We start from the raw sequence: 12,560 nt of genomic DNA, 5'->3' as shown, positions 1-12,560 counted from the left end.
TTTAGAGGGCCCCATGAAAAAAGTTGAACGGATTAACATCATCATGCGGTACATCAACAACCGCGCCCACTTCACCATTTCTGAAATCATGCGAGAATTCAACATCTCTCGTTCGACGGCGATTAGAGATGTCAGAGAAATTGAGGCGATGGGAATGCCGCTTGTCGCCGAAGTCGGGAGGGACGGGGGTTATTTTGTCATGAACAACTCTGTCCTACCCACTGTCCGCTTTACCGATAATGAGATTAAAGCTCTTTTTATTGCCTTTATGGCCACAAGAAATCAACAACTCCCCTATCTCAAGAGTCGCCAATCTTTAGCGGAAAAATTACTCGGTCTCATCTCGGAAAACCAGCAGGATGATCTTGTTCTGTTAAATCAAATTTTGCTGTTCGAAGGAACCAACCCCCACAATCCCGACCTGCTTGATCTGTCAGATCTGCCCCATCCTATGTTAGAACAACTCATCCAAATCCTTCTTATGGACAGCTATTTAGTGGTTTCCGTCGAAGAAGAAAGGGAAATAAAGTCTTATCCCATTTACCTAATGCATCTATATCGTGAAAAAAGCTCATGGCAAATTGAAGGCTTTGACTTAGAGGAGGAAAAGAGGCGGATAATTCCTGTCGACAATCTCACCGATGTCAAACCATACCCTGAGAAAAAAAGAATAAGCAAGAAGAAGATTGTCGAACAACTAAGCAAGCAGGAAGAAGCCATCAACCTAGTCCTCGAACTCGGTCCAAAGGCGATTGCCCAGTATAAAAAATACTATCCATTAAATATTTCCATTTCATACACGAATCCTTATCAAACTACAGCTGTTCTAAAAACATTCATCAATGTTCATCATGCGGAGGAATTGGCTGAAATAACAAATTGGCTGCTTTTCCTAGGTAGAGACATCAAGGTTAGGGAGGTACCGAAAGAGGTTTTGGAGGGTTTGCAGGAGAGAGTGGATGTTTTAGGGAACAGTTGAAAGCCAGAATAAAGCCTCTTATACTGCTGTCGGAAACAGGAGGTTGAGTGCAAAAATAGGTTGCCCTCACGATCCTAGCTGAGAGTAACAACTTTTCGCGCCTAGCCAGACTAGAGCGCTAACCTCATCCGAATGAGCGGTTATATAATATATAGCCGTTAATTTCGCCCTACTTATGATAAGGTTCAGCTTAACGGGTCTATCGGCGAAAAATGCTAAAGGAGCTGCCGCGGCGCATGATTTCCAGCCTTTTACCCGATCCATGGGCTATGATTCAAACTTACATAAAATGCACAGAAAGCCGTCGAAGTACTCGGCGGCTTGGAAGTAGGTAATTCAACTATCGTACCCGTTAGCGTAATAATCGATTCAATCAGTTACTCTTAAGAACCATCTTTGAAATGAAAATGTTCGTGATTAATCGCACCCATCCCCATCAAATCACCGCTCTTTTATGATAGTGCGCAAAGTAATTATTCAATGGCACTCGCATGCCTATATCCTTTAGCCGCTGCCGAAGATTAATGCCCTTCTGCTGTTTACGTTTAGATGAAAGGAACCCCTAGACCTTACAACCGACAGCGTCAGCCCTCTTTCTCTACAAAATGCCGCCCCACGGAGTAATATTCATCCTTATTCACGGCATCGTCCAGCCACTTCATCAGCTTCACCCCGTCCTGTTCGGCTTTGTAGAAATGATTTAATGGGGAGAGTGTATGTGGTGTCCTGCCCGTCTTCTCGTTAAGACCGTAATCAGTGATGTAATAATAGTAGCCTGGCAATACTTCAGTTAGCTCTCCGGCAGATTGCAGCATGCGGGTCGACCAGTGATACACATATTCGCCATCATCCGAAACGTCACCATTTAGATCCTTTTCAAAGTCGAACAGCAGCTCATCATAAAGCGTATTGGACTGCAAAAGTACCGCATTGTCCGGGAGCAGCTTGCGGTTCGCCGCGAATACGGACGAAATCAAATCGCCGTGGACTTCATAACCAAAGGTTGCTGTAAAGTTGGCCTTCCATTCGTTATCGATAATATCCGGCCATCGGTCGGCATTTAAGTAGGAGCCGTCCGAATATTGATAAATGCGGGCATCCGGGTAGCGTTCCGCAATCTCAGGCGCCCAGAAAGCAGCTCCGAATCCTCCGGCGCTTTCTCCCGCAATGAGGATCTTTTCCGGCGCAGCGAAATGGTTTGCAATCCATTCCAATGCTGCGCGCGTATTGGCTTGACCGTTGTAACGCATTGTAAACGGCTTGCCTTTGGCGTCCGTATATTCCTTGGATGTATTCCCGATATGCAGATCACCAGTAGAATAAGGGATATATACAATATTCCAATCCTTGAACGGATTGTCAGGGTTATTATTTTTCAACAGGCCGCCAAGCGTACTTACTTTAAAGAATGGAATGTTCGGAAAGTAATATTTGATCTCACCGTTCTTCATTACATTACTCAGACTGATCGGCTGCGCCGCAGTCACCGCATCCCAGGCCACACCGCCCCCAGAAAAATAAATGATCAATTTATCTTCAGCAGCTGCTCCCTTATTGGCAAGTAAATAGTATTCTGAACCGTCGGCAGAAATTACTTGTGCATCCTGGTCAAACTTGATTTTATTCCAGACATAGCGCTCCGCAGCAGCCCATTTATCCGGTTCAGCAGGCTTTTCAAGTATGAAGAAATAAACATAACCCACCAAAATACCCGAGATAAGTACAATTCCGCCTATCGCAGTCAGGAGAATCTTGTAGATTCTTTTCACTATTTTCTTTTTTGCCACACAAAGACCGTCCTTTCAACCATAAAGTAGTCCACAAGTTTTTCAAATAAAAACAGACGGTATTCACTGCTTTCCGAGTCACCTACAGAAACACAAAAAACACTTTTGCAAACGTCAATCAAGCAGTTACATGTCAAAAACGGACGCAAAGTCGAATACTTATAATACGGTTCAGCTTAACGGGTTTATCAGCGAATAATACTAAAGGAGCTGCCGCGGCATGCTCCTTCATTGATGTTCTTATGGATAATAGTTATTTAATCCTCATTCTGTAACAAGACGAAATTAGAACTTAACTGCAATGCTTCTGACCACTTGAGTTCTTCCTCTAACGCATAATTTCCATTCCCTCTACCCTTAACGATGTTATGATTGACTAGGAACGTAATCATATCCTGATCCTGCCCAACTTGGCCATATAGATATTGATACAGGTTATATATAAGCTGGAAGGCATCCTTTCTCACTAAAGGCTGATCAAGATTTAATGACATTGAGCTTGTCAGCAATGTATGGATATCTGTTACTCCAAATTGTTTTATGATCATATCGCTAAATTCGGTTACGGTAAGATTGTTCTCTAATTGCTTGGTTCTTTCTAGATCAATGACGCCTTGATTGTACATATTGATCGCCGTATCTCTATACCATTTATTCGCAATGGCTTTGAACTTATCTTTTTGTTCAGCTGGTTTCGGAGTCATCTTCAAAGCCTTGCCAATGTTAAGTCTGCCATGGCCATATAAAGCTTCATCCCCTAAATTTTCAGCAGAATTGAGCAAAATATTTCTGACTTCGTCATTCGATAACTCCGGATTTTTAGATAATATAAGAGCTGCAGCGCCGGACACGATTGGTGCAGCCATGGACGTGCCGGAAATGGTTTTATAAGTGCCATCAATTCCGAGCGACAGCACATCTTCCCCAGGAGCTACAATATCAGCACCTTTGTTGGAATCCTCCCACAATTCATCGTTTCCATTAATACCGCCGACAGCAATAACCTCTTTATATCTTGCGGGATAGTCCGGTTTATCCAACCCGAAGTTCGATGCTGAAGCCACAAGTACTACATTATGGTCGTAGGCATATTTGATCGCATCATATACGATTGGCGAATCCCCCTCCTGTTCAGGAGCAAAACCATTGGAACCAAAGCTCATCGAAATAACTCTAGCGCCATGGTCGACCGCATATCTGATCGCGTCAGCCGTTGACTGCTCTGTGCGATCTTTGCCAATAGAATCCCAAGCATTAATGGGCATTAACGTAATATTGGGCGCTATACCGATTACTCCGACACCATTGCCCGCTTTCGCTGCGATAATTCCAGACGTATGATTGCCGTGGTCAATCTTCACATTGCCAAACTCACTCACTTCTCTTACATCTTTCACCTTGAAAGAATTGCTCTTTATTTCGGGATTGTCCGTATCAATGCCTTGATCGATAACTGCTACAATGATTTCCCGCTCTCCCATCGTCTCTTTCCATGCCTCGAACGCATTGACTTGCGAAATATGGTACTGGAATTTTAACATAGGGTCGTTATAGCGGGAATCGTCCGCAGCAAAATGCTTCAGCCAGTGTTGATACCATTCTCCATTTTGCTTCAACACCTCATCGTGTTGCGAAATATAGTTGTAAACATCGTTCTCGGATACTTGAGACTCTTGTATAGGCGAAAGCTTTTTAATCTGCACTTCTTTGGATTCTTGCGGCAATTTGTACTGGTCCACGATCATTAAACTATATGGCTTATTGACGGTGCTTGGAGTCTGATCGCTATATATTTTGAGATAATAGTGTCCAGGATCCAAAGATACGTTCATTTGTTGTTTTTCGAAGTATGGATACTGATACAACACCTCAGACTTTTGTATAGGCTTCATGTCCTGATCATAAATTTCCAGACGCAGATTGCCGACTACCTCATCATCCAGCGACTGTAACGCAAAACTTATTTTTTGTGATTCTTGAAGGTTCAATGAATAAAAGTCCTTATCCGTAGGCAATTTATCGATATGACCTGTGATATTCGAATACCTCTGTACTGGAGTCGCTTGTTTGTAGCCGTTTCCGAGTTCATTTTCATAAATAAATTCAACACTTTTTCTAGGGCCCGACCCTTTTTCTGCTGCAAACATAGATATCGGTGCCATAAGACTTGCAGTTAATGAAGCAGTTAAAAAAAACGGTATAATCTTTTTCATAACAATCCTCCCTACTTATATATCGCATGTTTAGACTAAACTATTAATAAATAAATATAGTATAACATATACAATTTTTTAATAGGATCAGTGCGTATGATCCCCATCCTTGGTACGATGTGTTGCGGCTCGAATCATTAACGCAGCTACAAAAAGGATTACTGTCACAGTTGCAAGGGCAACAACAAATGACTTATCAAAAGCGGATTGTGCAGATTCAATAAGAGTCGATCCAACTGTTCCGGGAAGGTTTTCTGCGACCGTAAGAGCTTCATCAAGGCTGTCACGAACTACCGGCGAGACGGATAGTCCTTCAGGAAGAACTATTGAAGCTCTATAAACGAACGAAGTAAGACTACCCAGCAGCGTAATGCTTAGGGCACTACCGAGCTCGAACGAGACTTCCTCAATGGATGCAGCCATCCCTGCCTTTTCGACTGGGACATTAAGCATGATTGAATTTGAAGCGGTTGTCATTGCTCCGCCAAGACCTGCGCCCAGAATCATTAAGGATACGATCTGTAAGATTATATTTCCGTTATGGAAGAGCAGAAAAGCACCCATCCCGAAGCCTGAGACCAACAGACATATCCATTGTACTTTCATCTTGTCAACACGATGCAATACTAACCCGATGAGTACACCCGAGACGAAGGAAGCTATTGAAACACATACAATATACAAGCCTGCCTCTAGGGGGGAATACCCAAGAACTAGCTGGAGTCGCTGGGTCACGATGAATTCCATTCCAATAAGTGCGAAGCAAGATAGTAAAGCTGTCACCACTCCTGCAGTAAACTGTGAATCTTTAAATAAGCCAAAATCGATCAATGGATCGAGGCTTTTACGTTGATGTCGTATAAATAGGATAATAGCTACAACCCCTATTACGGCTGAAATCAAAGCGATTGTATATGAACCTTCACGTCTGCTGATCTCTTTAATTGCATATACAAGGCCAACGAGGCCAATCATAATCTGGACGGAACCAATAAAATCCCACTTTTTGTGAACATTCCCTTTACGATTTGGAATGAGTAAGACGGCCAAGATCAGTGCGAGAATAACTATAGGAATATTGATGAGGAAAACGGATCCCCACCAGAAATGTTCTAGTAATAAGCCGCCAACGAGTGGACCCATACCCGCTCCGACAGATGAGACGGATGCCCAAATACCAACAGCTAGTGAGCGCTCACGTTCATCCGAAAAGGTAGTACGAATGATCGAGAGTGTTGCAGGCATCATCATAGCTGCTCCAATAGCAAGCAGGGTCCGCGCGGCAATAAGTACGTACGGTACTGGCGCGTAGGCCGCAATCAGTGAAGCGATCCCGAAGATAACAAGACCGATAACGAAGAGTCTTTTATGGCCAAGACGATCACCTAGTGTACCTAGACCGGGCAATAGTCCGGCCATCACGAGTGGATAAATGTTAACTATCCAAAGTTTTTCTGAAGCTGAAGCAGCAAGATCATGCGTTAACTGTGGCAGAACCGTGTAAAGTACCGTCATGTCGATGACGATCAGAAACAGTGCGCTGGACACAATCGCCAGCACTATCCAGCGTTGAAGCTTGGACAGTTGTAATGTAGACATTTGTAAACCTCCATAGATGTGACTATCAATAGTATTTGTTTTGTCGTAGCGAATGATGCGCCTTGACAGGGTAGTGCTGTTCCGTTAAAGTATTCTGAACTATAGGGTAACCCGATAGTCAAGAGGAGCGAATTTAAATGTCTACGGATTACGATCAATACTTTACGACGAGTGAATTCGCCAAGGTATGCGGAGTAACGAAGCATACGTTGTTTCATTACGATGACATTGGTATATTAAAACCGGAGATCGTTAAAGAAAACGGTTATCGTTATTATTCTTTCAAGCAGTTTTATACCTTCGATATCATTGCAGTTCTGAAAGGGACTGGAACGTCGTTGAATGAGATAAAGGAATATATAAAGAATCAAAACACATCGCATTTTTTGACATTACTTGAGCAAAAGCAGCAGCAGTTGATTGAAGAGCAAAGAAAGTTAGAGCGAATGCAGAGGCTTTTACATGGAGCCGTTAATAATACTCACCGTGCGCTTCGTGTTAATTGTAGAGAGCCTTGGATTGAGGAATGTGAGGAAGAGTATTTCATTGCGGTTAGACTTTCGAAGGATGGTGGTGAAAAGGATCATGTCCGAAAAATATATGAGATCTTTGATTATTGCGATGAACATCTTATCGAATATGACCTTCCTATCGGTTCGATCATTTGCAAAAGCAAGATAGAGGAGGGTGTCTACGACCCCGATTATTATTACAACAAAATCAGCTATAAACATAAAGGTGAACTACTTCATACCAAGCCAAAGGGTAAATATGTAATCATGAACCATAAGGGATCTTACGAAAGTTTACCCGTTTCCTATGAGAAACTAAAGATGTATATTGACGCTAATAATCTGACCATTACGGGCAACGCATACGAATATGATTTGCTTAGTTATATAGCTGTTGGGGATCCAGATAAGTATGTCATTCAAATCGCGATCCAAATATAAAAGAACATTTTCACTACTGCATTAAAAAATTTCGCCCTGCTTGGGCTGTTTTGACAAAACGAATTGACAGGTATGTTATAGACCTAAAAAGAAAAGTGGTTGAACAGAAGTTTTCCCTGTTCAGCCACTTTTATCACTAGAATCACTTTTACTCCTAAGAGCTGCTCCCCCATCAAACATGAAGCTGCTCTTCCATCCGCTGACTGTAGTCCTGCATATCAATAACCTGCTTGGTCAACCGAGATTCTTCCGCAGCATAGTAATATCTATTCCTTAACAGAACCAAGCATAATTCCATGTATGAAGTATTTCTGCAAGAACGGATACACAAGCAGGATTGGTACCATTGAGACGACGATTTTGGCTGCATTAAGCGTTTTATTGGACATTTTGGCCAACATATCCAGCTTATTCGGATCGTTCGCTAGCTGGTCTACGTTCAATTGCACGACCAACTGCTGAATGTATGTCTGCAGAGGATACCGATCAGTGCTTCTCATGAAGATCATTCCGTCGAAGAAGGCATTCCAATGGCCAACGAAGCTGAATAGTGTAACGGTTGCGAGCGCAGGCAGAGATAGCGGTAGGAACACACGGAACAGCATGTACCAAGGCCCCGCCCCATCCATGTAACCGGCTTCGTTCAATTCTTTGGGAATACTTCGAAAGAAGTTCATCAGAAGAATGATGTTGAATACCGGAACGGCTCCCGGAAGCACGAGCGCCCAAATCGAATTGAACAAGCTAAGTTCCTTGATCATGATGTAGAGTGGGATGATGCCGCCACTAAACAGCATCGTAAAGACGAGAAGCCACATATATGCGTTTCGAAGGCGAAATTCCTTCAGTTCACGCGACAGAGGATAGGCCATCAGAATGGTTAATAGAAAATTTATTCCTCCACCAAGCAATACACGCTTTACTGATGTAAGGAAGGCACCAATAAATGCCGGCTCTTCTAGTATTTTTTTGTAAGAATACAAATTGAAATCGACCGGCCAAAATGTCACAAACCCTCCAGCAGCCGATGCTTTATCGCTGAATGAAATGGCGACGGTGTGCCATATGGGGGCCAACGTTGTCAATGAGATGACAATAAGTATAAATACAAGTGCGACTTCCCAAAGCCTTGTTCCCCAAGTAGAAGATTGTATCATATAATCACCCGTTGTCAGAATATTCTATAATTTGCGAACTTACTGGCAAGCCCATATGAGGCGATAATCAGAACGAAACCTATGACCGACTTCATCAATCCAACCGCCGTAGCGAGTCCGTATTGTGCCTGCAAAATACCCGTTCGGTACACGTACGTATCGATAATGTCTCCTGACTCGTACACTAGCGGATTGTACAAGTTTAAAATCTGATCGAAGTTGGCGTTCAGTATATTGCCGATGCTCAGTGTCGCCAACAGGATGATCGTCGGCGATATCGACGGCAGCGTAATAAAACGAAGCTGCTGCATTTTGGAAGCGCCGTCGATCGCAGCTGCTTCATACAATACAGGGCTGATGCCTGCGAGTGCCGCCAAATAGATGATTGCACTAAACCCAAACTCTTTCCAAACATCGCTTAAAATGACCACGAATGGAAACCAGCCGTTATCCGAAAGAAACATGATTGGTTCGAAACCGAACGCCGTAATCGCTCTATTTATTATTCCTTCGAGCATGAGTAGGTCAACAACAATACCAGCCAAGATGACCCAAGACAAAAAATGGGGCAAATAAACGACAGTTTGTATCCATCTTTTAAGCAACCGCTGGCGCAGTTCATTCAGCATCAATGCAAAAGTGAGCGGGACAACAAGATTGGCTACGATTTTGCAGCCAGCAAGGAAGATTGTGTTGAAAAATACTCGCTTGCTATCCGGCAACTCGAACAGATATTGAAAGTTTTCGAACCCTGCCCACGGCGAGCGAGTGATGCCAAGACCAATTTTAAAATCCTGAAATGCCATGAGAACGCCGAACATCGGGATGATACTGAAGATGACAAGCAGCACGACGCCGGGCAACAGCATGACATGATAATGCTTCTGAAATGATTTGTATTTCATGAAGTCCCCGCCTTCTATTAAATTGAAAATGGCGTTACAGTCGCGTCTGAGTGTAACGCCATTCGATTGTGTTATATGTTATTTTTGAAGCTCTGCTTCGATTTCCTTCGCAATTTCATCTCCGCCCTGCCCGTTCCAGTCCGTGACGAACTTGTCGAATGCGTCAAGAGGTAGATCGCCGAGCACGATTTTGTAAAACGTTTCCGTTTCAAGCTTTTGCAGGTTGGCCCAACGTTTTTCCATCGTCTTGGTCGTGGAGGTGAAAATCGGCGATACTTCGTTGATTGTTTTTCCCGTCAACGCCCCCGCACCGAACAAGTACGCATAAGGCGCTGACCAGTCGCCCGGGTTCGCCCCGTGGTTCTGCAGATCGCGCTGCCATCGTTCATAGTGGCCCAGCATCTCAGGCGAAAGTCCACTCGTGTCTTTGCTTTCTACCGCTTGTTTAAGAGAACTGTGTTTTCGAGAAACGGTATCCGAATAGTCTATCGCACTGTTCAGCGGGATCATTCCGACATACGTCTGATCGAGTTTCTTGTCTTCCTCACTAGGTGTCCGTAAGAAGCGCGTATTGAAATTCAAGTTGACGACAATTGCCTCCGGATGCTTGAATCCTTTCTTGACAACATTGAAACTGCTGCTGATGGGAATAACCGTTGCATTATAATTCCCTTGCGAATCAGTCAACATATATGGCATCCAAACCGCATTCGGATTCGTTTTTATCGCATCTCCCAGCGGGGACCAAGGAGACCACCACGGTCCAAAGAAAATACCGGCTCTGCCGCTTACAACAAGCTCGTCGGGGTTTTTGCGCAGTGCGAATTCCTTATCGATGAGCCCCGCCTCGTACCATTCGCGGATTTTGGCCAGCGCCTGCTTCGTTTCAGCAGTGGTAGAACCATAAACGACATTGCCGGAGCCGTCTTTATGCCATATAGCGGGATGAGCGCCGAAAGAGTTAAATATCCCTTTGAAATCATGGCCATAAGCATAGGTTCCATTAGAGAGCGCTGTGCCGTTGCCCGTTATTCCGATCGTATCGGCCTTGTTGTTTCCATCAGGATCTTTCTCAATAAACGCCTTCGCAATCGTCGCAAGATCGTCAACTGTCTTCGGCGGCTGTAAGCCAAGCTTATCCAACCAATCTTGACGTACCCAAGCGAGCGAATAAGCATCTGCTTTTGGCACGATATTAGGCAGAGCCATCAGCTTGCCGCCGATTGTCGCCTTCTCAAGCGCCTTGCCGTCAGTCGAATTGTAGTATTCTTTGAGTTGAGGGGAAGCGTATTGTTCATACGCACTCGACAAATCCTCAAGCTGATCGCCTTCCACCAATGAACGAAAAGTTTTTTCATCTACGATCAACGAGTCGGGGAGATCGTTACTGGCGATGGCCAGTTGGTATTTTTGTGAATAATCCTGGCCTGAAGCGTACCACAATATCTTGAATTTCACGTTCGTCTGCTCCTGCCAATACCGGGAGAACAAATTGTTCTCAACCGTGTCGCCACTTGGCAACTTCAAATCGGGACTGACCGAAGCGATGATGGACACCTCAGTCGTTTCAGGTAGCCGGAATGGATCGACGTTTTTATCCACGGTCTGCCCCTTATCCGCAGCTGTCGTTTCAGAAGGATTATTGCTGTCATTTGTTTGGCTCGTACTACAAGCCGGTATTATTAACGACAGTGCTAATACCCCCGCAAGAAAGATGCTTTTTTTCATACCTTACCCCTCGCTTTGTCGATATATTATGGTTGTTACACTTCTATATTATTTGAAATTGAAAGGGAGAAGGTCAGGGTTTGTATCCGCTTTCTTACACAATAGTCTTGAAAATAGATCTAACTACTTTCAAGATTAGATATAATTGTACCCGTAGAAGACGATTTGTGACTTCATACTGGATTCTTCATTTTTATTTAATTTTAGTATTCGATGTACTCTTTACCCCGTCATGTTCCAGTTTTTTGCGAAACTCGCTCGGCTGAATTCCTGTCGTCTCACGGAATACCTTGCAAAAATATTTTTCGTTCGGATATCCTGATTGGGCGGCGATCCAGGCGATAGATTTGTTTGTTTTCTTCAGCAATCCCTTTGCATGTTCAATTCTTAACTTTCGAACAAAGTCATTAAACGTACACCCTGCAATATCCTTAAAGCAACGGCTAAAATAACTACGACTCATGCCAACTTCCCGTGCGATATCAGGAAGGTGCAGCTCGAGTTGGAAATCACGCCGGATTTGAGCGATGGCCCGCCATACGCAGCTTTTCACTTCCTCAGAGTAAGGCAACTGCGGCGCCGATTGTCGCACAGCCACTCGTAGACTACGAACAGACTCTTCCCAATTTTCCGGGATCGATGCTAGCGATGCTATAAATTTCGAAAGCGCCTCGGGCTGCACGATCTGCCAATAATCCACAGCCGTTGAGAACATCCGGTGAAGTACATCTGCGCCAAGCCCAAGATTGTTTGTCTCTGTACATAGCCAATCAAACCGTCCCTCGTCAGTTATGCAATCAATCTCCGACCACATCGCAGTAAGCTTATCAAGCCCTTGTTTATCCGGTACCCGATTGCGTTCCTTCATCCGTATCGCAATCCGCTCAAGCATTTCACCCATCCGATCTTCTTCGAGTTCGACCTTGACGATATAGTCCAGCGCACCGAGACGAAGCGCCTCTTGAATCAACTCGAAATCTTGATGGAAGGTCAATACGACCATCGCCGTCTTCGGATAATACTCACTTACTTGCTTCATCAGTTCAATTCCTGACATAAGCGGCATCGCCAGATCGGTAATCAACAGATCGACCGGCTGCTCCTGAAGAAAGACAAGTGCTTTTTTCCCGGTATTCGCTTCTCCAGCTACCCGAAAGCCATACTTTTCCCAAGGCAACGCCCCGATGAATCCTTTACGCACCACGTGATCGTCGTCTACTACGAGCACATTATACATGT

Annotated in this window: 9 protein-coding genes; 2 read left to right on the top strand and 7 right to left on the bottom strand. The window is 44.1% G+C overall.

The window, feature by feature from the left end; all coding sequences use genetic code 11:
- Window positions 1-13: 13 nt before the first annotated feature.
- On the top strand, window positions 14-979 hold the full coding sequence (locus tag AC0YN7_RS10250) for a helix-turn-helix transcriptional regulator (protein ID WP_475809885.1): 966 nt from the start codon (window positions 14-16) through the stop codon (window positions 977-979).
- Window positions 980-1,563: 584 nt separating this feature from the next.
- Here AC0YN7_RS10250 and AC0YN7_RS10245 read toward each other — a convergent pair.
- The 3 genes from AC0YN7_RS10245 to AC0YN7_RS10235 all read right to left on the bottom strand — a co-directional run bounded on the left by AC0YN7_RS10245 (window position 1,564) and on the right by AC0YN7_RS10235 (window position 6,578).
- Window positions 1,564-2,766 (bottom strand): pectin acetylesterase-family hydrolase, encoded by a 1,203-nt coding sequence (locus tag AC0YN7_RS10245; protein ID WP_475809884.1) that lies wholly within the window; start codon window positions 2,764-2,766, stop codon window positions 1,564-1,566.
- Between the two features lie 257 nt (window positions 2,767-3,023).
- Complete coding sequence (locus AC0YN7_RS10240) at window positions 3,024-4,979, bottom strand: S8 family peptidase (RefSeq protein WP_475809883.1); 1,956 nt, start codon at window positions 4,977-4,979, stop codon at window positions 3,024-3,026.
- A gap of 87 nt (window positions 4,980-5,066) precedes the next feature.
- Window positions 5,067-6,578: an MFS transporter gene (locus AC0YN7_RS10235; RefSeq protein WP_475809882.1), complete on the bottom strand. Its 1,512-nt coding sequence runs from the start codon at window positions 6,576-6,578 to the stop codon at window positions 5,067-5,069.
- A gap of 137 nt (window positions 6,579-6,715) precedes the next feature.
- On the opposite strand from AC0YN7_RS10235, the gene AC0YN7_RS10230 reads away from it, so the two are divergent.
- Window positions 6,716-7,531 carry a MerR family transcriptional regulator gene (locus tag AC0YN7_RS10230; protein WP_475809881.1) on the top strand — a complete coding sequence of 272 codons (816 nt, stop codon included), beginning with the start codon at window positions 6,716-6,718 and terminating at the stop codon, window positions 7,529-7,531.
- Between the two features lie 266 nt (window positions 7,532-7,797).
- On the opposite strand, the gene AC0YN7_RS10225 is transcribed toward AC0YN7_RS10230, so the two are convergent.
- From AC0YN7_RS10225 to AC0YN7_RS10210, 4 genes are all read right to left on the bottom strand, one after another.
- The gene (locus tag AC0YN7_RS10225) at window positions 7,798-8,688 is read right to left on the bottom strand and encodes a carbohydrate ABC transporter permease (protein WP_475809880.1); all 891 of its coding nucleotides are present in this window, start codon (window positions 8,686-8,688) and stop codon (window positions 7,798-7,800) included.
- 14 nt (window positions 8,689-8,702) lie between these two features.
- The gene (locus AC0YN7_RS10220; protein ID WP_475809879.1) at window positions 8,703-9,593 is read right to left on the bottom strand and encodes an ABC transporter permease; all 891 of its coding nucleotides are present in this window, start codon (window positions 9,591-9,593) and stop codon (window positions 8,703-8,705) included.
- A 78-nt stretch (window positions 9,594-9,671) separates the two neighbouring features.
- Complete coding sequence (locus tag AC0YN7_RS10215; protein WP_475809878.1) at window positions 9,672-11,321, bottom strand: extracellular solute-binding protein; 1,650 nt, start codon at window positions 11,319-11,321, stop codon at window positions 9,672-9,674.
- A 193-nt stretch (window positions 11,322-11,514) separates the two neighbouring features.
- Window positions 11,515-12,558, bottom strand: a complete 1,044-nt coding sequence (locus AC0YN7_RS10210) for a response regulator transcription factor (RefSeq protein ID WP_475809877.1) — start codon at window positions 12,556-12,558, stop codon at window positions 11,515-11,517.
- Between the last annotated feature and the right edge of the window lie 2 nt (window positions 12,559-12,560).

The sequence above is a fragment of the Paenibacillus sp. J31R122 genome (assembly GCF_056269185.1).
Note: the sequence above shows the minus strand (reverse complement) of the source record. Positions and strands in the feature narration are given on the sequence as shown.

Bases quoted from the DNA above. Each gene is read 5' to 3' on its own strand.
- AC0YN7_RS10210 (WP_475809877.1), bottom strand. From the start codon at position 12,558: ATGTATAATGTGCTCGTAGTAGACGACGATCACGTGGTGCGTAAAGGA.
- AC0YN7_RS10215 (WP_475809878.1), bottom strand. From the start codon at position 11,321: ATGAAAAAAAGCATCTTTCTTGCGGGGGTATTAGCACTGTCGTTAATA.
- AC0YN7_RS10240 (WP_475809883.1), bottom strand. From the start codon at position 4,979: ATGAAAAAGATTATACCGTTTTTTTTAACTGCTTCATTAACTGCAAGT.
- AC0YN7_RS10220 (WP_475809879.1), bottom strand. From the start codon at position 9,593: ATGAAATACAAATCATTTCAGAAGCATTATCATGTCATGCTGTTGCCC.
- AC0YN7_RS10225 (WP_475809880.1), bottom strand. From the start codon at position 8,688: ATGATACAATCTTCTACTTGGGGAACAAGGCTTTGGGAAGTCGCACTT.
- AC0YN7_RS10250 (WP_475809885.1), top strand. From the start codon at position 14: ATGAAAAAAGTTGAACGGATTAACATCATCATGCGGTACATCAACAAC.
- AC0YN7_RS10235 (WP_475809882.1), bottom strand. From the start codon at position 6,578: ATGTCTACATTACAACTGTCCAAGCTTCAACGCTGGATAGTGCTGGCG.
- AC0YN7_RS10230 (WP_475809881.1), top strand. From the start codon at position 6,716: ATGTCTACGGATTACGATCAATACTTTACGACGAGTGAATTCGCCAAG.